The organism is Halorussus ruber (assembly GCF_004765785.1).
In the GTDB taxonomy this organism is placed as follows: domain Archaea; phylum Halobacteriota; class Halobacteria; order Halobacteriales; family Haladaptataceae; genus Halorussus; species Halorussus ruber.
Genome location: NZ_SBIT01000007.1, coordinates 1 through 22,667 on the forward strand (window position 1 = coordinate 1; position 22,667 = coordinate 22,667).

General features: G+C 65.8%; 28 protein-coding genes and 2 pseudogenes. 18 read left to right on the plus strand and 12 right to left on the minus strand.

The window, feature by feature from the left end:
• The 3 genes and pseudogenes from EPL01_RS11275 to EPL01_RS11285 form a co-directional block, all read left to right on the plus strand.
• Positions 1-119: pseudogene (locus EPL01_RS11275) on the plus strand (IS6 family transposase); the annotation flags it as partial.
• A 111-nt stretch (positions 120-230) separates the two neighbouring features.
• Complete coding sequence (locus EPL01_RS11280; RefSeq protein ID WP_135825688.1) at positions 231-797, plus strand: J domain-containing protein; 567 nt, start codon at positions 231-233, stop codon at positions 795-797.
• A gap of 134 nt (positions 798-931) precedes the next feature.
• Positions 932-1,684: a hypothetical protein gene (locus EPL01_RS11285; RefSeq protein ID WP_135825378.1), complete on the plus strand. Its 753-nt coding sequence runs from the start codon at positions 932-934 to the stop codon at positions 1,682-1,684.
• 205 nt (positions 1,685-1,889) lie between these two features.
• Here the strand turns inward: EPL01_RS11285 and EPL01_RS11290 are convergent, their stop codons facing one another.
• Entirely contained in the window at positions 1,890-2,675 is a 786-nt protein-coding gene (locus tag EPL01_RS11290) for a DUF7839 domain-containing protein (RefSeq protein ID WP_135825379.1), read from the minus strand.
• A gap of 117 nt (positions 2,676-2,792) precedes the next feature.
• On the opposite strand from EPL01_RS11290, the gene EPL01_RS11295 reads away from it, so the two are divergent.
• Genes EPL01_RS11295 through EPL01_RS11310 form a run of 4 tightly spaced genes read left to right on the plus strand, consistent with a single transcriptional unit; the run spans position 2,793 to position 4,418 of the window.
• Entirely contained in the window at positions 2,793-3,128 is a 336-nt protein-coding gene (locus EPL01_RS11295; RefSeq protein WP_135825380.1) for a DUF7471 family protein, read from the plus strand.
• Position 3,129: 1 nt separating this feature from the next.
• The gene (locus EPL01_RS11300) at positions 3,130-3,651 is read left to right on the plus strand and encodes a winged helix-turn-helix transcriptional regulator (protein ID WP_135825381.1); all 522 of its coding nucleotides are present in this window, start codon (positions 3,130-3,132) and stop codon (positions 3,649-3,651) included.
• A gap of 1 nt (position 3,652) precedes the next feature.
• Positions 3,653-4,120, plus strand: coding sequence for a putative toxin-antitoxin system toxin component, PIN family (locus tag EPL01_RS11305; protein ID WP_168215883.1), 468 nt, complete (start codon positions 3,653-3,655; stop codon positions 4,118-4,120).
• Between the two features lie 25 nt (positions 4,121-4,145).
• Positions 4,146-4,418: a DUF7967 family protein gene (locus EPL01_RS11310; RefSeq protein ID WP_135825383.1), complete on the plus strand. Its 273-nt coding sequence runs from the start codon at positions 4,146-4,148 to the stop codon at positions 4,416-4,418.
• A 4-nt stretch (positions 4,419-4,422) separates the two neighbouring features.
• Here the strand turns inward: EPL01_RS11310 and EPL01_RS11315 are convergent, their stop codons facing one another.
• Positions 4,423-4,641 carry a helix-turn-helix transcriptional regulator gene (locus EPL01_RS11315; protein WP_135825384.1) on the minus strand — a complete coding sequence of 73 codons (219 nt, stop codon included), beginning with the start codon at positions 4,639-4,641 and terminating at the stop codon, positions 4,423-4,425.
• Positions 4,638-5,057, minus strand: a complete 420-nt coding sequence (locus EPL01_RS11320) for a DUF2178 domain-containing protein (RefSeq protein ID WP_246045682.1) — start codon at positions 5,055-5,057, stop codon at positions 4,638-4,640. Before EPL01_RS11320 ends, EPL01_RS11315 begins: the two co-directional genes overlap by 4 nt.
• A 256-nt stretch (positions 5,058-5,313) precedes the next feature.
• On the opposite strand from EPL01_RS11320, the gene EPL01_RS11325 reads away from it, so the two are divergent.
• Entirely contained in the window at positions 5,314-6,024 is a 711-nt protein-coding gene (locus tag EPL01_RS11325) for a metallophosphoesterase (RefSeq protein WP_135825385.1), read from the plus strand.
• 380 nt (positions 6,025-6,404) lie between these two features.
• Here the strand turns inward: EPL01_RS11325 and EPL01_RS11330 are convergent, their stop codons facing one another.
• Positions 6,405-7,700 (minus strand): NAD(P)/FAD-dependent oxidoreductase, encoded by a 1,296-nt coding sequence (locus EPL01_RS11330; RefSeq protein ID WP_135825386.1) that lies wholly within the window; start codon positions 7,698-7,700, stop codon positions 6,405-6,407.
• Positions 7,701-7,797: 97 nt separating this feature from the next.
• On the opposite strand from EPL01_RS11330, the gene EPL01_RS11335 reads away from it, so the two are divergent.
• The gene (locus EPL01_RS11335) at positions 7,798-8,055 is read left to right on the plus strand and encodes a DUF5789 family protein (RefSeq protein ID WP_135825387.1); all 258 of its coding nucleotides are present in this window, start codon (positions 7,798-7,800) and stop codon (positions 8,053-8,055) included.
• Positions 8,056-8,128: 73 nt separating this feature from the next.
• A pseudogene (locus EPL01_RS11340) lies at positions 8,129-8,254 on the plus strand (RPA12/RPB9/RPC11 RNA polymerase family protein); the annotation flags it as partial.
• A gap of 241 nt (positions 8,255-8,495) precedes the next feature.
• On the opposite strand, the gene EPL01_RS11345 reads toward EPL01_RS11340, so the two are convergent.
• From EPL01_RS11345 to EPL01_RS11360, 4 genes are all read right to left on the minus strand, one after another.
• Positions 8,496-9,293 (minus strand): formyltransferase family protein, encoded by a 798-nt coding sequence (locus tag EPL01_RS11345; RefSeq protein ID WP_135825388.1) that lies wholly within the window; start codon positions 9,291-9,293, stop codon positions 8,496-8,498.
• 102 nt (positions 9,294-9,395) lie between these two features.
• Positions 9,396-10,136: a tRNA (adenine-N1)-methyltransferase gene (locus EPL01_RS11350; protein ID WP_135825389.1), complete on the minus strand. Its 741-nt coding sequence runs from the start codon at positions 10,134-10,136 to the stop codon at positions 9,396-9,398.
• A complete protein-coding gene (locus EPL01_RS11355) occupies positions 10,133-10,537 on the minus strand; it encodes a nascent polypeptide-associated complex protein (RefSeq protein ID WP_135825390.1) in 405 nt (134 codons plus the stop codon). The genes EPL01_RS11350 and EPL01_RS11355 overlap by 4 nt, the downstream gene beginning before the upstream one ends.
• A gap of 1,103 nt (positions 10,538-11,640) precedes the next feature.
• A complete protein-coding gene (locus tag EPL01_RS11360) occupies positions 11,641-12,132 on the minus strand; it encodes a PUA domain-containing protein (RefSeq protein ID WP_135825391.1) in 492 nt (163 codons plus the stop codon).
• Positions 12,133-12,315: 183 nt separating this feature from the next.
• Between EPL01_RS11360 and EPL01_RS21625 the strand changes: the two genes are divergently transcribed.
• On the plus strand, positions 12,316-12,486 hold the full coding sequence (locus tag EPL01_RS21625; RefSeq protein ID WP_168215884.1) for a hypothetical protein: 171 nt from the start codon (positions 12,316-12,318) through the stop codon (positions 12,484-12,486).
• Positions 12,487-12,512: 26 nt separating this feature from the next.
• On the opposite strand, the gene EPL01_RS11365 is transcribed toward EPL01_RS21625, so the two are convergent.
• The 3 genes from EPL01_RS11365 to EPL01_RS11375 form a co-directional block, all read right to left on the minus strand.
• Positions 12,513-13,010: a LabA-like NYN domain-containing protein gene (locus EPL01_RS11365; protein WP_135825392.1), complete on the minus strand. Its 498-nt coding sequence runs from the start codon at positions 13,008-13,010 to the stop codon at positions 12,513-12,515.
• Between the two features lie 221 nt (positions 13,011-13,231).
• Positions 13,232-13,867 carry a metallophosphoesterase family protein gene (locus tag EPL01_RS11370; protein ID WP_135825393.1) on the minus strand — a complete coding sequence of 212 codons (636 nt, stop codon included), beginning with the start codon at positions 13,865-13,867 and terminating at the stop codon, positions 13,232-13,234.
• A gap of 115 nt (positions 13,868-13,982) precedes the next feature.
• On the minus strand, positions 13,983-14,624 hold the full coding sequence (locus EPL01_RS11375; RefSeq protein WP_135825394.1) for a metallophosphoesterase family protein: 642 nt from the start codon (positions 14,622-14,624) through the stop codon (positions 13,983-13,985).
• 237 nt (positions 14,625-14,861) lie between these two features.
• Between EPL01_RS11375 and EPL01_RS11380 the strand changes: the two genes are divergently transcribed.
• On the plus strand, positions 14,862-15,818 hold the full coding sequence (locus EPL01_RS11380; protein ID WP_168215885.1) for a hypothetical protein: 957 nt from the start codon (positions 14,862-14,864) through the stop codon (positions 15,816-15,818).
• Positions 15,819-15,833: 15 nt separating this feature from the next.
• Here EPL01_RS11380 and EPL01_RS11385 read toward each other — a convergent pair whose 3' ends face one another.
• A complete protein-coding gene (locus EPL01_RS11385) occupies positions 15,834-16,130 on the minus strand; it encodes a hypothetical protein (protein ID WP_135825396.1) in 297 nt (98 codons plus the stop codon).
• Positions 16,131-16,709: 579 nt separating this feature from the next.
• On the opposite strand from EPL01_RS11385, the gene dapA reads away from it, so the two are divergent.
• From dapA to EPL01_RS11415, 6 genes are read left to right on the plus strand one after another with little or no spacing between them, the layout of a single operon-like run.
• The gene (gene dapA, locus EPL01_RS11390; RefSeq protein WP_135825397.1) at positions 16,710-17,618 is read left to right on the plus strand and encodes a 4-hydroxy-tetrahydrodipicolinate synthase; all 909 of its coding nucleotides are present in this window, start codon (positions 16,710-16,712) and stop codon (positions 17,616-17,618) included.
• Entirely contained in the window at positions 17,615-18,439 is an 825-nt protein-coding gene (gene dapB, locus EPL01_RS11395; protein ID WP_135825398.1) for a 4-hydroxy-tetrahydrodipicolinate reductase, read from the plus strand. Before dapA ends, dapB begins: the two co-directional genes overlap by 4 nt.
• A complete protein-coding gene (locus tag EPL01_RS11400; RefSeq protein ID WP_135825399.1) occupies positions 18,440-19,273 on the plus strand; it encodes a 2,3,4,5-tetrahydropyridine-2,6-dicarboxylate N-succinyltransferase in 834 nt (277 codons plus the stop codon).
• Complete coding sequence (gene lysA / locus EPL01_RS11405; RefSeq protein WP_135825400.1) at positions 19,270-20,544, plus strand: diaminopimelate decarboxylase; 1,275 nt, start codon at positions 19,270-19,272, stop codon at positions 20,542-20,544. The genes EPL01_RS11400 and lysA overlap by 4 nt, the downstream gene beginning before the upstream one ends.
• Positions 20,541-21,416 (plus strand): diaminopimelate epimerase, encoded by an 876-nt coding sequence (gene dapF / locus EPL01_RS11410; RefSeq protein ID WP_135825401.1) that lies wholly within the window; start codon positions 20,541-20,543, stop codon positions 21,414-21,416. Before lysA ends, dapF begins: the two co-directional genes overlap by 4 nt.
• A 19-nt stretch (positions 21,417-21,435) precedes the next feature.
• The gene (locus EPL01_RS11415; protein WP_135825402.1) at positions 21,436-22,593 is read left to right on the plus strand and encodes a M20 family metallopeptidase; all 1,158 of its coding nucleotides are present in this window, start codon (positions 21,436-21,438) and stop codon (positions 22,591-22,593) included.
• The last annotated feature ends 74 nt before the right edge of the window (positions 22,594-22,667 follow it).

The window sequence follows — 22,667 nt, forward strand, 5'->3', positions numbered from 1 at the left end:
TCTTCCGCGAGGTAAAACGACGAACCTCATCGTTCAGTAACTGTTTTAGCCATGTCGAACCAGCAACTGCTGAAACATGGTTGCAAGCGTTCGCCGTCTGGCACAATTCCACTAACTAAACACGATGAATCTAAGCCGACGGATATTAATCTTGTCCCCGGGTCGATACGAAACCGGCGAGCGGTACCGGCGAGAGTTTCTTTACCACACGGTCCGTAGCCGTCCCTGTGTTGCCCGAATGGCTCGTGGTCGGCCTCTGGTTGTCGGTCGGCGTCGGCGTCCTCATCGGCGTCATCTTCGTGGCCGGGGCGCGTCTCTACCCGAGCGAGACCCCCACCGCGACCCACGCGACCGGTGAGGGACGGCGGCGCATCGAAATCCGCCAGTACCTCTCGACAATCGGCGAGGAGTTCGCCGAGGACCACTTCGTCGAGGGCCAGCACGTCGCGTTCTATCTCCCCGAGCGCGACGTGGCCATCACCTTCGACGCGCGGGCCTACTTCCGCATCGAGCGCTCGTCCACCTTCGCGGTCCTCGTGGAACACGAGATGCCGGGGATGCATCTGGGCGACCGCCTGCCCTTCGAGACGCCCGATATTCGGGACGACGAGGACCAACTCGACCCGACCGAGGCGGCGTTCGCCGTCCTCGGCGTGTCTCGGGGCGCGACCCTCTCGGAGGTCAAGCGCGCCTACCGCCAGAAGGTCAAGGAGGTCCACCCGGACCACGGCGGCGACCGCGAGGAGTTCCAGCAGGTCCGCGAGGCCTACACCGCGGCGAAAAATCAGGTGAGCTAGGCAGTAATAAAAGAGACAAAGAAACGATTAGAATTCTAATCGAGAACGAGAAAACTATACAAAACGACTCGGACCATATTTCTGCCGTATTTCATACCGAATGACTATTAAACCACACATGGAAAAGAAGGGACATGTCGGACGACGACCGTTTAAAGAGGGCAAAGTTAGCTCGGGAGGAGGCACGCGAGACATTAAGCGAGCAAGCGGCAACTCTCTCAGATATTGACGAGAAGGCGATGCAAATATTTCGAGCGAACGTGGTACTTACTGGAATCATCGTTAGTGGGGTCTCTATTGCTGTTCAAGCTAACGAAGCTGATACGACGGCAATACTCAATCCGTTTACCAAATTCGGGGCGGTTCTTCTATTCACGGCGACGGTCCTAGCTTCGGCTACGTACACTTCAACGAGCGAAGAGATAGGCGTGAGTTCCGACGATATTACAGAGAATATCCTGAACAGAGATTACAAATATACACTTGTAGAAGAAGGTCTGGCAGAGGAATACAGTTCGTGGATTTCTCAAAACTATCGGTCAAACGTCCAGAATGCCCTCTTGTTCACTCTTACGCTACTCGCAACTGTGATGGCTATTTGTTACTTCTTTCTCGGTGCAATTGAGATCTACCGCAATTCGCTCCCGTGGTACACGAATTTGGGAGTAGGAGTGGTATTTGCCGTCATTGTAAAGATTAGTGGCTTACGAGGACAGTTAAAGCGGTGGTATCGGGAAACCAACCCACAAAAGCGATTTCTCGGTTGGCTCGGAGGGTTGTGTTCTCAGTTTTACCCTAACCGAGTGAGAGAAAAACTGAGTGAGGTATCCGATAGGTGTGGAAGTAAGGAGGACGGCGAGACTGATGATAGAGACAGTACCGACTAATGTAGATAGTACCCAAATTATATCACTCACTCTACGCTACTAGCTCCCATGAGCAAGAATACTGACGACGAAGAGAAACCTAGCTTCGAGGGACAGACGGTGTTCAAGGGTGACTTCGACGAGGACACCGACAAAGACGAAGGACGAGAATAGCGGACAGAAACCGGGGTGGACGACAGCAAAGAAACTACGCCTTCTCCTGAAATCAGGGACCGAGTTCCGAGACCTCGTAGGTCACGTTGCAGTCCCGGAGCGCGTCGGTGACGCGGCCGACGATGTCCGCCGTGGCGACGACCACCGCGTCCAACCCCCGGCCCGCCGCCTCGGCGGCCACCTCGCCCGCGGCGAACGTCGTCGCGGGTTCGCACCCGACGTTTCGGAGCGCGACCACGGCTTCGACCCCTGTCGCGGCCACGAGGTCGGCCGACTCGCAGGCCTCGGCCAGCGTCTCCTCGTCGGCGGCACCCGACCCGCCGGACCGAACCGGCGGCACTTGATACACCGTGACGGTGCCGGGTTCGAACTCGATGATGCCCTCGAACCCGGTCACGCCCATGTCGGTGCCCGCCTCGGCGTCGGTGGTCGCCACGCCGGTCGCCGGACCCTCCTCGCCGGGCGTGGCGTGCAGGAGGCCGTCCCGAAGCGAGAGCGTGACGGCCTCGCCCTCCGCCACGTCGTCGGTGGCGATGGCGGCCTCCTCTTGGACGCTGCCGAGGATGTCGTCGGTCACGTGGTCGGCGTACCGGCGCACGTCGCCCGCCGCCTGCAGGAGCCAATCGACGCCCTCCTTGGTGACGGTGTAGCGCGAGCGGCCCTCCTTCTCGACCAGTCCGTCCTCCACCAGCGCCCGGATGTACTCGCTGACGGCCTGACTGGTCACGCCGACCGCCTCTGCGATTTCGCCCTGACTCACCGCGGGTTGGCGGTCCGCGATTTCCGCGAGGATGCGAAATCTCGTCGCGGCCCGCTTGTTCTCCAGAACGTCGGCCATGTGTTGACCTGTCGGGCGGCGCGTTAAAAACGTCGGCGTTCGGCGCGTGGGATGGGGTTCGGGTGAGACCCTCCGAATCGAACGCTTAATTCGGCTCGACTCCCTACTCGGCGATAGATGAGTGGGGTCCACCCCGAGGCGACGGCCGCGCTGGTCGACCCGTGGCTGGCGGCCGTGCTGTCGGTCGCCGGACTCGCCACGGCGATTCTGGCGGGCCTCGCGCTCGCCGTGTTCGCGCGCCGCCGGTCGCGGTCGTACTTCCTCGTGGCGCTGGCGCTACTCGCGCTGTTCGCCCGGACGATTGTGGCCGCGCTCTCGATGACGGGCGTGCTGGCTGACTCCTCGCACCACCTGCTCGAACACGGACTCGACCTCGCAATGGCGTCGCTCGTCATCGGCGCGGTCTACTACGCCCGGAGCGTCGAACGCCGCAGTACCTCGGAGGGAACCTGACGTGACCACGACGACACGAGACACACTTCGCTCGCACATCGAACGCCACCCCGGCCAGCACTTCAACGCGCTGGTTCGGGACCTCGATCTGGCACCGGGACAGGTACAGTACCACCTCAGACGCCTCCGGAAGGCCGACTCGGTGGTCGAGGAGCAGTACTACGGCCAGACTCACTACTACCCGCCGGAACTGGACCCGTGGGAGCGGGGCCTCCTCGCGCTCGTCCGCCGGGAGACCTCCCGCGACGTGCTGTTCGACCTGCTCGAACACGGTCCCGACGGACCGAGCGCGGTCGCAGACCGGGTCGGCATCGCCAGAAGCACGCTGGAGTGGCACGTAGACCACCTCGTGGAACAGGACGTGGTCCGCAAGAAGCGCGACGACGCCAACCGGGTGACGCTCGAACTCACGAATCCCGAGCGCACCGTCGAACTGCTGGACGCGGTCGAACCCTCGCTCCCCGAGCGCCTCGTGGACCGCTTCGAGCGCCTGCTCGACGGCCTGTTCGCCGACGACGCGTAGCGTGGCGCGCGAATCGCTCCCTCCGGCCGCCCTCCCATCGCCGACCGTCGTCTTCGACACCAACGTTCTGGTCGCCGAACTCGCCTTCCCCGAGGAGCCACCGGTCTGCGTCGCGCTGGCCGAGGCCGATGCTCTCGAAGTCGCGGTCTCGCCCGCGCTCCTCGAAGAATTCGCGGCCGTCCTCGAATACGACCGACTGGCGCTCCCCGCCGAGAGCCGGGCCGAGGCAGTCGAACGCGTCGCGGAATTCGCCCGCGTGGTCGAACCTGCCGCCTCGGTGGACGCCGCCGAGGACCCGGACGACGACGCCGTTCTGGAGTGCGCGCTGGCGGTCGGGGCCGAGCGGGTGGTCTCGGACGACGCCCATCTCCGGGCGCTCGACGGGTTCGGCGGCATCGGGATTTCGAGCAGGGAGGCGTTTCTCGCCGAGTCTCTTCGGCGTGCCTCCTCGACCGGGCCAAACGACTAAACTCTCGTTTCTCGTTCGTGTGCCCGTGCCAACCGAGACAGACGACGTTCGCGTCTGGCTAGTCGAGCGCGGGTACAACAACCGCGACCTCATCGTCCTCAAGTACGCGACGCCCGAGGGAGACCGACTCCTCCGGCGGGAACTCGCGTCGCAGGCCGTGGACGTGGACACCGTGACCGCCGCCAAAGACGTCTCGCCCGATGACCTCGAACGCGTGGACGAGTCGGACTTGCAAGAACGGTACGCTGACGAGGCCTCGCGGATGGCCGCGGAACACGACCCCGAGGACACGATTTAGGACGCTACGCTGACTCGCCGTTTTCGCCGCCGAGTTCCGGGTCGAACAGGTCCTCGATGTGACAGTCGAAGTGTCGGGCCAACTTGAACGCGAGTTCGATGGAGGGGTCGTAGCGCTCGCGCTCGATGGCGTTGATGGTCTGGCGGGTCACGCCGACCGCTTCGGCGAGGTCGGCCTGACTCAACCCCGCGGCGTCTCGTCGCTCCCGAATCTCGTTCTTCATGGCCGGTAGCGGAGCGCGAGGTAGACGACGCCGAACGTGGCGTACAGCGCGACGAAGCCGTAGAGCGCGGGCCAGACTGCTTCGGGGACGGTGTAGGCCGTCACCTTCGGAACCACGCGGGCGGCCGACGCCGCGAGGACCAACACCGGCGCGAACAACTTGAGGGTGAGCTGGCTCGCCTTCCGTTCGAGCGCGCGGTCCCGCTCGTCGAACAGCGTCAGCGAGGTGCCCTGCCAGACCGCGAGGAACCCGAGGATGCCGACCCAGTAGACGGCCTCGCTGACCAGCGGGTAGCCCAGCACCTCCCTGAGCAGGAGGGCGACGGCGACGCCCCCGAAGACGAACCCGTACATCAGTTGTCGATACCGGCGCTTCTGGTCGAGCGGACTCCGTCCGGAGGTTTGCGTTCGGGTCATGGATGGTTTCGGGTGCGCGTGACGTAAAGCACGCTTTACAGTAAAGTCTGCTTTACACACGCACTTAGCTCTACCGACCAGTTGGCTCGCAGACGTGACTGGGATTTATCGAAGCTAGAAACGAAACGGTTTCTTTAGAATAATGAAACCTGTTCTTAGAAATTGTAATTCTTTCTCTGCGGCTCGACCACTACCTTTCCGACCGCGCTCGCCCGGACCGCAACCGGCAAGGCCGCGGCGGTCCAACCCCGCGCCGATGGACGCACAGTTCCGCGACCGGGCGGTCTACCTCCCGACCGAGGAGGCGCTGGTCGTCGCGGACCTCCACGTCGGCCGGGACGCCGAGTCGGCGGTCGAACTCCCGCTGGGCGAGCGCGCGGACCTGACCGAGCGACTCGCCGCGCTTCTGGCGGCGTTCTCCCCGGCGCAAGTCGTCGTCGCGGGCGACCTCCTCCACGCCTTCGACGGCGTGCCCGAGGGCGTCCGCGAGACGGTCGGCGCGCTGGTCGAGACCGCCGAGGAGGCGGGCGCGGACCTCGTCGTCGTCCGCGGAAATCACGATTCGATGCTCGACGCGGTGCTGGACGGCGGTGCAGTACCTTCGGGGTCGGTAACGACAGCCGAGGAGTACCGACTGGGCGACACCGTCGTCCACCACGGCCACGCCGACCCCGAGGCCGACGCCGACCGCTACGTCGTCGGCCACGACCACCCGGCCATCGAAATCGAGGGCAAGCGCCACCCCTGCCTGCTCTACGGGCCGGGTGCGTTTCGGGGTGCGGACGTGGTGATGCTCCCGGCGTTCAACCGCCTCGCGCCCGGCGCGACGGTCAACGGGATGTGGGCGCGGGACTTTCAGTCGCCGCTCGTGACGGACGCGGATGCGTTCCGGCCGGTCGTGTGGGATTCCGAGAGTGGGGACGCGCTTTCGTTTCCTCCTCTCGGCGAGTTTCGGCGGATGTTGTGAGTTGGAGGCGGAGACGCCCGCTTTTCTTCGGGGAGTTGTCAGGACGTTTGGCGGATTCAGAGTGTGAGGAGCGTTTGGCGGATTCTGCTCGGGAGAAGAGGAACCCGAGAGGAAGCTAGCTTCAGGCTTGAGCCGAGGAGTCTACCGCACAGCACCGCCACCGCTACCGCGGACCACACCCTCCCCACCCGATTGCGTTGTCTGCGAACCACGTTCGCAGATCAGCGAGACGCAAAGCGTCTCGCAAGCCTCGTCGCTTTGCTCCTGCGCTACTCATCCCTCGCGCGACGATGGCGTGCCACGGAGGGCACGCCAGCGCGCGCCGAAGTGAAGAAAGTGAGGCCGATTTCGAGAGGGTAGTTCGCTAGATTCTCACGCCCTCAGAAGTCCAAATCGAAGTCCTCGGCCACGCGCTTCGCCGCGGTCCGACCGCTCATCATCGCGGCGTTCAGCGAGGAGGCGTCGGTGTACTCGCCCGCGAGATAGACCGGGCCGTCGGGGGCGCGAACGTCGGGCAGGCGGTCGTGAATCCCCGGCGGTTGGGCGAACTGGGCGAACTCGACCCTGCTGGTGTGCAGGAGGTCTACGTCGAGTCGGCGCTCGGGGTACCACGAGTCGAGGGCGCGGACGGTCTGGGCGGCGAGGTCCTCGTCCGGGTCGTCGGGGACCCCGAGGAAAGTCGCGCTCAGGAGGTTGCGGTCGTCCGGCGCGTACTCCGGCGCGACCGACGAGAGCTGGGCGATTTGGTTCGGCGCGTCCTCCTCGGCGTTGAGCAGGAGGCGCTTGCCGCAGTCGAGTTCCGGCCCGTCGAACGCGAAGTACTGGGTGACACACCCCTTCGCCTCGGTCGGAATCGACTCGACGCCGGTCAGCTCGCGGGCCTGCTTGGGGTCGGTGGCGACTACCACCGCGTCTGCGCTCGCTGACTCTCGGCCGAGTTCGACCTCGGCTCTGCCCGAACCACCGGGTCCGGTGGCGTCGGGGCCGGTGGCGTCGAGGTCGGTCACGGTCTCGTCGGTCACGATTTCGACCCCGGCCTCGCGGGCGTTCTCGGCGAGTTGCTCGCTAATCGCCCCCATCCCGCGGGAGGGGACCGCGATGCGCCCGACCGTCAGCATCTTGAAGGTGAACTCGAAGACCTTCTTCGAGGTCTCCAGCCCCCTGTCGAGCGTGATGCCGCCGTAGAACGGCGCGGCGAAGTTTTGGAGGAACTTCTCGGAGAAGCCCCGCTCGCGGAGGTACTCGCGGGTCGATTGGTCGGACCCCCGGAAAATCTCGCGGTCGGATTTGTCGGCCAACTCCTGACGGAGTTCGTAGACCTTCAGCTTGTCCCGAAACGTCACGTCCCGGTTCAGGGCGGTCTCCAGCGCGGCGTCGACGTCCCTGAAGGGGTCGGCCAGCGTCGAGCGGTGGTCGGGCCGGGCCACGACCGCGCCGGGCTTGAAGTACCGCAGGTCCAGCGCGTCGAAGTCCAACTCGCGCTCTGCCGCCGGATAGGCGGTGAACAGCACCTGAAACCCCCGGTCGAAGACGAACCCGTCCTGGCGGAGCGACCGCACGCGCCCCCCGAGGTCCCGGTGTCGCTCGAACAGTCGCACGTCAGCGCCCGCGTCGGCGAGGTGACGCGCCGCGACGAGTCCGGCCAGTCCACCGCCAGCGACGACGACTTCGGTCATACCACCTGGTTCGGTCGCGCGCCACAAATTTTCTCTGCTCCGACCGCCCGAGAAACTGCCGACAACACCTAAGGTATGGTCCGTCGTACCGAATGCCATGTCACGAGAAGTCAAACTCAGTAGACTCGACTCGGTCCTGACCGACCTCTCCTACCCGGTCGAGCGCGAGGTCGCCGCCGAGTCGTTCGAGGACACGACCGTAACCTTCGCCGACGGGGAGGCGAATCTGGGGGAACTGATTTCGGACACGCCCGCCGAGGAGTTCGACTCCTTCGAGGAGCTACGCGACGAGATCAACAACACGCTCCCGCGAGAGGCGGTCGGCGAACCCTACCAGTCGGAGGGCGAGGGATAGCGCGCCGAACCGAACCGACGAAACACCGTACTTAACTTGTCGCGTCGGCTACGCCGTGACAACAATGGAGTTCTGTGACGAGTGCGGCAACGACCGCGCCCAGTGGTACATGCAACAGATTCGCGCCGCGGACGAGAGCGAGACGCGCTTTTTCATCTGTACCGAGTGCGAACACAAGTGGCGAGAGGACGACAACTAGCCACTTTTTGCTGCGCTCGGTCGGCGAGCGCCGTAGGCGCTCGCCCTCCCTCGCTGGCAAAAACTTGGGGAAAAACCCTGCGTCACCCCCTCAGGCCGGGCCGGAGGCCCGGCCTTCGAGGGATTCCTTGGTCCGCTCGCTCACGTTCGTTCGCTCGCGGTAGAACTGCTAGCGTGACGGGAGACTAGTGCGCGAGCCTTCGGCTCGCTGTAGCGGTTTTTGGTTGAGGACTTGCGCCGCGCTACCCCACGACTTGCTGGACTCGGCCCTTGCCCTCCTTGACGACGTACTTCAGCACGTCGCCGCCTTCGGGGAGCGAGTAGAGGTCGCCGAGGTCGTCGGGCGACTGGGGTTCGACGCCCTTGTGGACGTTTCTGATGCCCTTGACCAGCACGTCGTCCGAGACCGCGAAGAGGCGTCGCCGGACCGCCGTCCACGTCGGGGCGTCGGCGATGTCCACCGGTTCGTAGGCAACGATTTCCCCGCCGTCGAGGGTCTCCGAGAGGCGCTGGAGAGTCACGCCCGCGGTCTCCTCGTCGTGGAGGAACTCCCAGAAGCCCGAGGGCATCCCGCGGTACTCCCGCAGGTCGCCGTGGTGAAAGCTCAGGACGCCGTGGTTCGGCGCGTCGAGCGCGTCGCCTTTCAGGATGCCGAACCCGAATCGGATGGCGACGTCGGCCTCGGAAATCGTCTCGACCGCGTGGTCGGGCAGGACGTTACCGAAGTCCGGGGCGGGTTCGGGTTCGACCGCCAGCGTCTCGGGTTCGCCGAGGCCCGCGATGTCTTCGAGGTCCACCGGTTCGCGAAAGGCCGGGCGTTCGCCGAATCGGAAGGCCGCGCCGACCGGGGTCCAGAGGGGGTACTCGCGGACGCGCTGGAGGTAGTGGCCGAGACCGCCGGACCCGCCCGACTCGGCGTTCATCACGACGTGGGTCACGTCGGCGTCGGTCCGGGTAAGCATCGCTTCCACGGCGCTGGCCTGCCACGCGGGTACGTCGGTACCGCGAACGAGGAGTGCAACTGAAAGAGTCGCTGACATGGGGGTGTCGTGGCGAAAACGACCGCTGTCGGCTTTGTTATGCCGTGGCTTCGCGCGACTTCGCGCTCCCTACGAGAGAACAGGTGGTGATTGACACCCGATTCAGGGCCGACGCGCGAACGTCAGGTAGCCCGTGTGGCCGACGCCCGCGGTCGAGGGCCGCGAGCCTCGGTCGTCGAAGTCCATCCGGCGCTGGATGGTTTCGAGAGTCTCGATGTCGTCGAGTCCGGCCTCGCGTGCCGCCTCGACCACGTCGCGGGTGTGTTCCACGAAGGGCGAGTAGACCGCGAGGAAGCCGCCGCGGACCAGCAGGTCGGGGGCGCGGGCCACGACTGTCGGGGCGTCCTCGGTGTCGAGAGTCAGCACGTCGAACTGGCCGAGGTCGGTCCGAGCGTCGTCGTCCGTGACCTCCTCGGTCACGTCGCCGGACCGCACGTCTACTCGGTCGGCCACGTCGGCCATCTCCATGTTCCCGCGAGCCACCTCGGCGAAGTCGGGGTCGCGCTCGTAGGTCGTGACCTCGGCACCCATCCGGCCCAGATAGGCCGAGAGGACGCCGGTTCCGGTCCCGGCGTCCAGCACGCGGTCGCCCGCGGCGATGCCGGTGTGGCCGACGATGAGGCCCACGTCGCGGGGCATCATCGGCGCGCCGGTGCGCTCGAAGTGGTTGAACAGGTCCGGGCCGCGCAGTCTGCGGACCTCGAACGGTTCGCCCAGATGGGTTTCGAGCGTCTGGCCGTGTTCGACGTCCTCGGGGACCTCCAGCACGCCGAGGTCGGTCTGTAGCTCCTCGCCGGGTTCCCGGAGGTACTCCCGGTCGCCGTGAACCAGCAGGACCGTCACTCTAACCGCTCGACTGCGGCCGCGAGGTCGCCGTCGGTCGCTTCGAGCGCCTCACGCGCGTCGTCTTCGGTCGAACCGGTCCGCTGGGCGACGATTTCCACGTCCTCGTCGGGAATGCCGGACGCTCCGGCGTCACTCGCCTCGTCGGACTCGCCCGACTCGACCGCGCTGGCTCCGCCAGCACCGGCCTCGCGGGTCTCGGGTTCGCCGACGACCTGATAGGTCTCCTGACCGCGGGCGTCCATCACGGTGATGTCGGGGTTGTCGAAGACGAGCTGTTCGCCGTCGCTCTTCGTGATGACGACTTCCTCGGCGTCGAGTTCGTCCACGTCGATACCCATCTGCTTCATCATCTGCTTCATCTTGCGGGGGTCTAACCCTCCGCCGCCTCCTCCGAACATACTCAACTCGTCGGAGCGTGAAGAAATAAGGTTGGCGGACCAGTCGCGTCCGGCCGGTCGAATCGTCGCCCCGCGAAGCGACCTTCCCGCGACGCCACCGCCTCCCGAATCGCCGACAGGTTTCTTGTCGCGGCCGTCGAGAGAGACGGTATGGCCCGACGATGGGCCGCGACTGCGCTCGCGGTCTGGCTCGCGGTGCTGGTAGCGACCGCCGCCGTTCCCGCGCTGGAGATGAAGACGATGGGAGAGGAGGGAGCGATGGCGGAAGAGGAGGACGTCCGCGACCGACAGGGCACCATCGTCGGCCGACCGAACCTGTCGGTCGAGATTCCGGACAACCGGGTCGAGGCCGGGGAGACGGCGACACTCTCGGCGTACCTCGTCAACGACGCCAGCGTGTTCCGGGGCGGCGACCCCCGCGACGAGGAGCGCGTCACGACCGCGTTCGACGTGTCGATTCGGCCCCGGACCGAGGAGTTCAGCGGGCGACTCGCAGGCGAACTCGAATTTCTGACCGAGCGCGTGTCGGTCGGCACCGTCCCGGCGGGCGTCACGGGGCCGGTCCAGTTCCGGATTGCGGTCGGCGACTCGCTCCCGCCCGGCCGGTACCGGGTCCCGTTCGCGGTGACCTACTCCTACGTCGGGTTCGTCCGACCGAACGAGTCGGTGGTCGTCCGGACTAGAACCGAGACGCTGGCCGCGACGCTCGTCGTGGAGGGTCGCCCGCGGCTCAGGCTCTCGGCCCTGCCGAACCAGTCGCTCTCGCCGGGCGAGAGCGAGGCGGTCCGCTTCGCGGTCGAGAACGTCGGGAGCGAGACGGCCTCGGAAGTGGGAGTCAGGCTCTCGGCGGACAACGGGTCGATTTACTTCGGGACGCGACTCGACCGCCAGTCGGCGGCGGGATTCTACGTTCCGGCGCTCGCGCCCGGCGAGAGCGAGACGCTCGCGGTCCGGATGGGGGCCGACGACGCCGCGCTCGCGGGGACGTATCTGGTCTCGGGGAGCGCGACGTTTCGAGACGGGTCGGGAGAAGTGCGGGACGAATCGTGGCTCGCGGCCGGGATACCGGTCGAGCGGAACGGCGCTCCGGCGGCGAGACCGAACTACTCGCCGTCCGCGCCCTCGCGGACCATCACGGCCATCCCGGTGTCGAAGTCGGCCATCGCGTCGGCGGAGAGTTCCGCCCGGCCGACCCCGAGGAGCGCGCCCTCCTCGTGGACGATAGCGACCTCGTCGCCGGGCCGGATTTCCGGGCCGACCGCGGAGACGAACTTGGCGAAGACGTTCTTGCCCTCGCGGACGAACGGTTCGCTCTCGTCGCCGACCACGACCCGGCCCGCCGGGGCGTCGAGGGCGTCCGCGACTCGCTGACCGCCAGCGAGACCGAGGGTGAACCGACCGTCGGTGCCGTAGGTGACGAGTCGGCCCTCGTCGGCGATGACCTGCTGGGGTCGGCCCGACGAGGACCGCTTGATTTCGAGGCGCTCGTCGTCGGGGAACAGCGCCGCGCCGACGCCCGCCCCGAACTGGTAGTCGGCCACGGTCCGGAGTCGCGGGAGGTCGTCCGGAACGCCGCCGTCGTCGCTCGTACTCATTGCTCGGAGGTTGGCGTCGCCCGGCGAAAAGGCTTCGTTCTTCGGGTTGCGGTGTGAGGAACCGCAGTATTGTGTGTTGATAACACTACCCCTGATACCGGGGAACAATTTAATGATTAATAATAAGATTCCTCGGCGGGTACGGTTTGATTTATAGTCTTGGAGTGATTACGAACGACTACGATGAAAGCAAACCTCGGCCTCGGCCTCGTCTTCGTGGCTGGCCTCGTCGTCTTCGCGCTCGCAACCGTCCAGACCTTCCCGACCTACCTCGCGTCGGCCGTCGGCGTCCTCGTCATGGCGGCAGGCGCGCTCCTGAGCGGTACCGCGGACGAAGACGGCCGCCCGGTCTAAGTCGCCGATTTCGCCGACTTCGCCGGTTAGAGCAGGAAGGTGTCGGGACGCTCGGACATGTCCACGAAGGCGTCGGCCGCCTGAATCAGTTCTTCGGACGTAGACTCCTCGAAACTAGTGACTTCTGTCCGCACGCCCTCGTGGCGGAGGTGCGAACAGAGCCGCGAGAAGTCGCCGTCGCCGGTACAGAGGATAATCGTATCGACGTGGTTGGCAAGCGTCACGGCGTCTAGGCTCATCCCAACGTCCCAGTCGGCCTTCTTCGACCCGTCGCCGAACGTCTTGAGTTCCTTGATTTTGGTCTCGAATCCGATGTCGCCGAGCGCGTCGAAAAAGCGCTCCTCGTCCGGGCTATCCGCCTGAATAACGTACGCGATGGCACGAGTCAACTCGCGGTCCTGAACCGACTTCTCCAGCAGGGCCGAATAGTCGATATTCCGACTGTAGACGCTCTGGGCCGTGTGATAGAGGTTTTGCGCGTCCGCGAGAACCGCGACCCGCTGATGCGGGTGTATTTCCGTCATAACTGAAGCTTCGAACCTCCGATGATAAAAATGCCCACCAACCTTTTGCTGCGCTCGCTCGGTCGAGAATCGAAGATTCTCGGCCTCCCTCGCTGGAAAACGTTGACGAAAACACCGTCAGAGCGCCGCTCTGACGAGCTGTCGGTCGTTTCGCTCCCGACAACCCGGCGTCACCGCCTCAGAAGCGCCGGAGGCGCGCTTGAGAGGGTTCCTCGGTCTACTCACTCCTTCGGCGTCGCGTAGTCGGTCAGCTCCAGCGTGTCGGAATCGAGTTCGTAGAACCGTTCCCAAACGGGCGCGAGGCTGACGACGCGGGTGTCGCCGTACTCGGCCTCGACGTGGCGCTCGTGGTGGCCGACCAGACAGAGGTCCGGATTCAGCGCGTCGAGGAGTTCGTCGATTCGCTCACAGCCAGCGTCGTAGCCGTAGTAGACGACGCCGTGAGGGGCCTCGTGGGTCAGGAGGACGTCCACGTCGTCCACCTGTTTCAGGCGTTCGACGTCCTCGCGGACGAAGTGTCGGCGGCGCTCGCCCGAGAGGTCCGCGCGGGACTCGTCGTACTGGGTCGGTGCGTAGTTGCCCGACAGACCGGCGATGCGCAGGCCCTCGACCTCTGCGACGGTGCTGGCGAGCAGATGGGCGTTCCGGACCCCCTCGGGGTCCTCGCCGCGCCGGAGCGCGTCGATGGCGTCGAACTCCTCGTTGTTGCCCGCGACGAAGTAGGTGGGAACCGGCAGGTCGTAGTAGAGCAGGTCGCCGGTGTGGAGCGCGACCGAGGCATTCGATTCCCGGTAGGCGGCCAACAGCGACTGGCGGTGGTCGGCGTCGTCGGCGTGGGCGTCTCCGAGGACGAGCATCGGCGGAGAACCGACGGGAATCGAGGTAAGGGCTGTGGCTCGCCAGAATACTCCCTAGGCAATCAAACCAATTTCTAAGAAAACGTTTTGATTGCTCAAGGAAACGTGGAGTTGTCTATGACGGCGGCGTCGAGTACGAATCCAACGCCAGCGTCTCGGGATCGAGACGGTAGTACCGCTCCTGAACCGGCGCGAGGCTGACGACGCGCGTGTCGTCGTAGGCCATCTCGGCGTGCTGGTGGTGGTGGCCGACCAGACAGAGGCGCGGTTCGACCGCCTCGAGGAGTTCGTCGATGTACTCACAGCCGACCTCGTAGTCCTCCGAGACCGGCAGGCCGTGAGGAGCTTCGTGGGTCAGCAGTACGTCCACCTCCTCCAGTTGCTTGACCGCCTCCACGTCGTCGCGGACGAAGTGTCGCCTGCGTTCGCCGTGGAGGTTGGGTCGGGGGCGTTCGTACTGGGTCGGCGCGTAGTTGCCCGACAGACCGGCGATGCGCAGGCCCTCGACTTCGACGGCCTCGCCGACGATGAGGCGGGCGTTCGTGACGCCGGAACTCTCGACGCGGCCGTGTCGCAGGGCGTCGATGGTGTCGAAGTCCTCGTTGTTGCCCGCGATGAAGTAGGTAGGAATCGGCAGGTCGTAGTGAAGCAAATCGCCTAACTGCAACGCCACGTCCGCGTCGGCGGCCCGATAGGCGGCGAACAGCGCGCGCCGGTTGTCGGGGTCGTCGGCGTGAGCGTCTCCGAGAACGAGCATTAATCACGCGTTCGACCGGCGGAAAGATAAAACCGCGGTTCAGACGGCGCTTCAGCGACGGGGAGATAGTGCTATACTCGACATCGTAACGTAAAGATACAGTCCCAAACGTTTATCCGCCCGAAAGAAAGAACCGTGTCAGACACAGCGAACTCCTCCGTTAGTGTGCTAAATCCGCGATGCGATTGCAGCGACCACACAGACTACGAGACCGAGTACGGACTAGACCTCACCGAAGTGGAATCGCTACCGTATCGTGCAGAGTTCTGCGACACTAACGGCCGGGAGGAGTACGAGGTGCTGTCCTTCGCCGAAGAGTGCCGTCTCCTGAGTGCGCTCGGCGAGGTTCACGACCACGAGAACGTCTGTCGAGTCCTCGACCCCCACTACCGCTGGAAGGTCTCATCGAACCCGAAAGAGTACGACTATCCACAGCATCACGAACACCTGTTCAAGTACACGTTCGAGGTCGAGTGTGAAGTTCGCGGAGAGGAGCCGCCGACGTACCAACCCAATCCCGACGATTGTGCAGTCGCCCGAGACCTCTACTGCGTGACACAGGCGTTTCTCGATCAGCAGGAGGGCTCGGAATTGACCGTGTATCGCGGACTCTCGCGGCACGCGTCGAAGTTCGTCGCTCGGACGCTCCGTGCAGAGTCACGACCGAAGTACGAAATGCCTGCAAACGTCCTCAAGAATTTCACGGCCTCGGAGTCGTTCGGGTCGTTTTACAGTTCGCTCGTCTTTCGACTCGACGTTCCGCGCACCGCTATCGCCATCGCGGCCGACCATCTTGCCAAGCACCGACAGGGCGGAACCCCTGCCGAGCGTGACGCCGAATACCGCGTCTTCGGCGACGAGTTCGGGACCGTCTCACCGGACGACATCTACCTGTACGTCGATGGAGAACGAACGCCGCTGTTCGATTTTGTCGCCGTCAAAGAGACGTTCACGAGGCCCGAGCATCTCTGTTACGTCGATTCGATACGACAATTGGCGAAAGACGACGAACGCATCACGAGCGACCCCGGCGTCTCTCGTGTCGCCGACTGGTACGAGACGCTCGCCGAGGACGAGTACGAACTCGCCGAGACGATAGAACCGATCGTCCACTATGTCGTCGGAGAAGCGAGCGAACTGCCGAACGACTGGGAGGACGACTTAGAGAGCAAGATTGGAAAGAGCCGAATCTGAGCAAAACCTATAAGACTACACGAGAGATATATTACGGTAAGAGACCCACTCATGCCCGACGAGCAATCCTCCGTTACGGTCGATCTTCGGGACGAAAACGAAGAGTGGGTGCAGTACGCGCGAAACCAAGGACGGCCTCGCTCGGATTCGGAAATCGACGACCAGTCGCTCGAAGCCGCGTCGAACCGAAAGCTTCGGCGGGCCGTGTATCAGTATCTCGAAAATCTGGAGCATAATACGCTCGATATAGCGACTCTCTTCGAACTCTCTCGACGCCAACTTCTGGACGAACTGGCGGGTCTCGTCGTCCATCGCGTACAGAACGTTGAATCGATTCGAAGAGAAATTCGAGGTCGACTCCGCTCCGAGGAAGACGTTTCGGCGTTCGAGTTACCACAGCGAACCCGAGAGGAGACGGCGAAGTATCTCGCCGAGGCGGTCGGAAAAGCCGAGATTCGGCGGATGGCCCGTTTGCTACTCGACAGAGAATCCAGTCTCGATACCGACGACCCTCTAGAATGCGTTCCGGGACCTCGTACGACGAGCGATTGAGAAGCAGTAACTACTGGGGTTCTGTACTTTTCTGCGACTAAACAAATTCTCGCCGACGTTCGGCAGGTATCGCGCTCGGCGCAAAGATTAAGTCCGAGTGAGTGTGTTGGTCGCATATGCACTCCGACCACACCGCGGCCGCGCTCGTCTCGTCGGCCAGCGGTGGGTCGGTCGGTTTTGCGGGGCTGAAACGCACAAAACGCGATTACCGACAGGCTTGAGGCGGGCGTAGCACACCCGTCGCGGGCCGCACTCGTTTTTCGGATTTCACCGTTCAGCCTCGAATCGACAACCGGCGCGAAAGCACGTATCCGACCACCAACCGACCGACCACCCACCATGACACAGCCTACCGAACCTTTCAGCGGGGTCTACCCGGCGATGACGACCCCCTTCGAATCCGACGACAGCATCGACTTCGAACAGCTCCGAACAGACGCCCGGCGACTCGCAGACGCGGGAGTGGACGGCCTCCTCGCGGTCGGCTCGACCGGCGAGAGCGCGACCCTGAGCCACGACGAACACGTCGAAGTCGTGGAAGCGGTCGTGGACGCGGTAGACGTGCCCGTCATCGCAGGTTCCGGCAGCAACTCGACCCGCGAGGCGCTCGAACTCTCCCGGCGCTCGGCCGACGCCGGGGCCGACGCTCTGCTGCTCATCTCGCCGTACTACAACAAGCCCGAGCCCGAGGGGATGGAGCGCCACTATCGGACCATCGCCGACGAGGTGGACGTGCCCCAAATCGTCTACAACGTCCCGTCGCGCACGGGCCGAAACATCGCGGTCGAGACCGCGGCCTCGCTCGCCGAACACGAGAACATTCAGGGCTACAAGGCCGCCAGCGGCGACTTGAACCGAATCGGCGAGGTCATCGAGCGCACCCGAGACGAGGAGTTCTCGGTCCTCTCGGGCGACGACTTCCTCACGCTCCCGTTGCTCTCCATCGGCGCGACCGGGACCATCAGCGTGGCCGCGAACGTCGAACCGGAGCGCATGTCCGCGATGGTCGAGGCCGCGCTGGCCGACGAGGTCGGCGAGGCCCGCGAGATTCACGAGGACCTCGCGCCGCTGTTCCGCGCGCTGTTCGCCGAGACCAACCCCATCCCGGTGAAGGAGGCGATGGAGATTCGGGAGTACGGCCCGGCGCACCTGCGCTCGCCGCTGACGCGCCTCTCGGAAGCGCCTCGCGCAGAACTTGCGGGTATCCTCGGAGAGTTAGAAGAGCACGAGATTGGAGTACACCAATGAGCGTCTCAGTCGCAGTCACGGGGGCGACCGGCCAGATGGGTCGGGCAGTCCTCGACGCGGCCGATTCCCGCGAGGACGTGGAGGCCGCGTTCGCGGTCAACCGCGGCGCGCCCGACGACCTCGAAGCGCGCGAGGAGATTGCGGGCGTCCCCGTCGAACCGGCCCGCGAGTTCGACCGACTCCTCGCCGACCACAATCCCGACGCGCTCGTGGACTTCACCGGTCCCGCGAGCAGCCAGAACTACGTCGCGGTCGCCACCGAGGCCGGAGTCGCCAGCGTGGTCGGCACGACCGGGTTCGACGACGAGAGCGAGCAGGCCCTCCGCGAACTCGCCGAGTACGCCCCGGTCCTCAAGGCCTCGAACTTCGGCCGAGGCGTTCAGGCCCTCCTCTCGGCGGTCGAGTCGGCGGTCGCCGACCTGCCGGGCTACGACGTGGAGGTCACCGAGACCCACCACAACCGGAAGCGAGACGCTCCCAGCGGGACCGCCAAGACCATCCTCGAAACCATCGAGAACGCGAGAGAAGACGCCAGCGCCGACTCCGGCCAGCGCGTCCACGGTAGAGAGGGCGAGGCCCCCCGAGAGCAGGGCGAAATCGGCGTCCACGCCCGCCGGGCGGGGACCATCACCGGCGAACACGAAATTCTGCTGGCTGGCAACCACGAGGAGGTCCGACTGACCCACCGCGCCGAGGACCGCGGCGTCTTCGCCGAGGGGGCCTTGGACGCGGCGGTCTGGCTCGCAGACCGGGAACCTGGCTGGTACGACTTCGAGCAAGTCGTCGCAGGCGAGCAGGTGGCCGAGGGAGGTGGCCAGTAGATGAGCCTTCAGTCCGAAATCGAGGACCTGTGGAACCGATACGACGAAGGGAACATCACCGCAGACTCGGCGGGCCGCGACGAACTGGACGCTCTCGAGGCCTTCCTCGACGCGCTCGAATCCGGCGAGGTCCGGGCCGCCGAGAAGCGGGACGGCGAGTGGGTCGCCAACGAGTGGGTCAAGCAGGGCATCCTCCTGAACTTCGGCCTCAGGGAAATCGAAGGGCGGGAGTACGGCGACGTGACCTACCACGACGTGCTTCCCCTGCGCGAGACCGGCGACCTGCCCGACCGCGGCACCCGAAACACCCCCGACGGCACCGTCCTGCGCCGAGGAGCCTACGTCGGGTCCGACTGTATCATGATGAGTCCGAGTTTCGTCAACGTCGGCGCGCACGTCGGCGACGGGACGCTCGTGGACTCCTGCGACACCGTCGGGTCGTGCGCCCAAATCGGCGCGGACGTGAAACTGGGCGCGAACACCCTCATCGGCGGCGTGCTGGAACCGGTCGAGGACGCCCCGGTGGTCGTCGAGGACGGGGCCTCACTCGGCGCGGGGTGCCGAGTCACCTCGGGGTTCGTCGTGGGCGAGAACTCGATAGTCGGGGAAAACACCCTCCTCACGCCCCGAATCCCGGTCTACGACCTCGTGGACGAGGAGATTCACTACGGCCGCCTCCCGCCCGAGCGCCGGGCGTTCACCCGGTTCGTGGAGTCGTCGGTCGGCGACCACGACCTGTTCGAGGGCGGGGCGTACAAGCCCGCGGTGGTGGCGATGGACGTGGAGGCCGAGACGCTGGAAGCGACCGAGCGCGAGGAGGCCCTGCGAGAATGAGCGCCGCGCAGGTCCGAAATCCGCCGGTCCGCCGACTCGCCGACTGGTCGGCGAGTCGGCTCCGTGACCTCGCGGACGAACACGGAACGCCCCTCTACGTGCTGGATTTGGACCGCGTGCGCCAGAACTACCGGCGAATGGCCGCGGCCTTCCCCGAGGCCGAAATCTACTACGCCGCGAAGGCCAACACCGCCAGACCGGTCCTGCAAGCCCTCGCCGACGAGGGTGCCGGAATCGAGTGCGCCTCGGCGGGCGAGTTGGCGCGAGCCCTCGACGCGGGCGTCGAGAGTTCTCGGGTCCACTACACCGCGGTCAACCCACCGGCCCGCGACCTCGACGTCGCGGTCCAACTCGCCGCGGACCACCCCGACCTGACCATCACCGCGGGCGCTGAGGACACCCTCGACAGACTCGCCGACCGGGGCTACTCGGGTCGGGTCTGCCTGCGCGTCAACCCCGGCGTCGGCGCGGGCCACCACGAGAAGGTGGCGACCGGCGCGGACGCCAAGTTCGGAGTGCCCTTCGACCGGGCCGCTGACCTCGCCGAAGACGCCGCCGAGGAGTTCTCCGTGGTCGGTATCCACGCCCACGCCGGGAGCGGCATCTCCGGCGAGGACCTCTCGGCCCACCGGGAACTCGTCGGTCGGATGGGCGAGTTGGCTCGGGAAGTCGAGTCGCGGGGCCTCGACCTCGAATTCGTGGACGTGGGCGGCGGCTTCGGCGTTCCCTACTCCCCCGACGAGGAGCCACTCGACTTGGACGCGGTCGCCGAGGCGACCCGCGAGGCCCTCGGCGAGACCGCGGCCGACCTCGCGGTCGAACCCGGTCGGTACCTCGTGGCCGACGCGGGGGTCCTGCTGACCGAGGTCAACACGGTCAAGGAAACGCCCTCGGGCGTCGTGGTCGGCGTCGGCGCGGGAATGACCGCCCTCGCCCGGCCCGCCATCTACGGCGCACACCACGAGATTCGAAACCTCTCGGCCGACGGCGGTCCCGGCGACTGCGAACCTCGTCCCGAGCGCGAGGTGACGGTCGCCGGACCTGTCTGCGAGAGCGGCGACTCCTTCGGCGACTACTGGCTTCCCGACCCGGCCCGCGGCGACCTGCTCGCGGTGGGCAACGCGGGGGCCTACGGCTACGAGATGGCGAGTCAGTACAACTCCCGTCCCCGCCCGGCCTCGGTCGTCCTCTCGGGCGACGAGGCCAGTCTGGCGCGGCGACGCGAAACGATTGCGGACGTGACGGCGGTCGAACTGGAGCGACACCAATGAGCATCGAATTCGAGAAGTACCACGGCACCGGCAACGATTTCGTAGTAGTAGACGCAGACGAGTACGTCCCAGACCGGGGCGCGTTCGCCAGAACAGTGTGCGACCGACGCGACGGCGTCAGCGAGCGAGACGAACAGACCGAATCGGTCGGGGCGGACGGAACACTCTTTCTTGCGCTCGAACCCGAATTCTCGCCGCCTCGCGTAGTAATGACGCTGGTCCAGCCCGACGGTTCGACCGCGGCGATGTGCGGCAACGGCGCGAGATGCGCGGCCAAGTGGGCCGCCGAGCAGACCGGCGCGGACGCCATCATGCTCGACACGCAGGCGGGAACCCGCCGGGCCGAACTCCGCGACGGCGAGGTCACCATCGAGATGGGCTCCCCCTCGTTCTCGCCGGGCGACGTGCCGCTCGCGCCGGGCCGCGAGGACCCGCTGGTCGAGGAGACCGTGGAGGGACTGGAAGTCACCGCGGTGAACACGGGCGTCCCCCACGCAGTCGCGTTCGTCGAGGACGTGAACGACGTGGACCTCGAAGCGGTCGCGCCCGCAGTCCGACGCGCCGAGGTCTTCCCCGAGGGCGCGAACGTCACCTTCGCTTCCCCGCGCGACGACGGCGGGTACGACCAGCGAACCTACGAGCGCGGCGTCGAGGGCGAGACCCAGTCCTGCGGCACCGGCGCGGTCGCAATCGGGGTCGCGGCCCGGCGACTCGGCCGGACGACCGACGAGGAGATTCCGGTCTACCCGCCGGGCGGGCGACTCGACGTGGGATTCCGAGACGGCCGCGCGACCCTGACCGGCCCGGTCGAGCGCGAGTTCGAGGGCGAGTTGGCCTCGACGCCGGACCCGTGGCACGTGAGCGAAGCGTGACACCGCAAGTCAGTTCAGCATGAGCTTCGACCCCATCGCCTTCCTCGAACGCGCGGTTCAGACGCCCTCCCACGAGGACGTCGGCGAGATGCGCGACCTGCTGGTGGAGACGCTGGAGGGGGCAGACGCAGACGCCGAGGACGACGAGAGCGGAATCTCGGTCGAGGTGGACGACGCCGGAAACACCGTCGCGGTTCGGGACTCGGGCCGCGTGGGACCCCACGTCGTCCTGAACACCCACATCGACACCGTGCCGCCCCACGTCCCCTTCGAGCGCGACGAATCCTCCGGAGAAATTCGCGGCCGAGGCTCCTGCGACGCGAAAGGACCGCTCGCCGCCATGCTCGCGGCGTTTCTCTCCTCGCCGCCCGAACGCGGTCGGGTGACGCTGGCGATTACGCCCGACGAGGAGACCGACTCGACCGGCGCGGCCGCCCTCGAACTGACCCCCGACCCCGACGCAGTCATCGTGGGCGAACCCACCGAACTCGACGTTTGCAACGCCGCCAAGGGGCGATTTCAGGCGACAGTCGCAGTCCGGGGGGCGAACGCCCACGCCGCCGAACCCGAGTCCGGGGTCAACGCGGTCCGGGCCGCGGGAGACTTACTCCGCGAGGCGTCGGAGACGCCTCGAACGAGCGGTGCAACCGCGAGTGCGCTCGACTCCTTCGACGACCGCAAGGACCGGCCCGACCCCAGCGAGTTGCTCGGCGACTCGACGCTGGTCCCGACCACAATCGAGGGCGGAACCGCGACGAATCAGGTGCCCGCGGAGTGTTCGTTCGTGGTTGACCGGCGGTCGATTCCGCCGGAGACCGCCGAGGGCTTCCGGGAGGCGCTGGCGGCCCATCTCCGCGACCACGCGCCGGAGGGCGTCGAAGTCGAGGTGACGCTGGCCGAGCGCGAGACGCCGTTTCTGGCGGCGTTCGAGACGCCTGCCGACTCTGCCGCGGTCCGGGAACTCCGCGAGGCCAGCGGCGGCGAGGTCCGGCCCTTCGGTGCCGCGACGGAGGCCTCGTACTTCGCCGAGACGGCTCCGACCGTCGTGTTCGGGCCGGGCGCGCTGGCCGACGACGAGGGCGCGGTGGCGCACGCTCCTCGGGAGTACGTCCGGATTTCGGAAGTCGAGGCGGCCGCCGAGGCGCTCGAAACGACGCTCTCGCGGCTCTGCGGCTGAGTAGGGCCGAGGTTCCGAACGCGGGGGCGTCGTGAGGCCGGTCGCTGTTCCAACAGATTCGACCCGAACCCGAA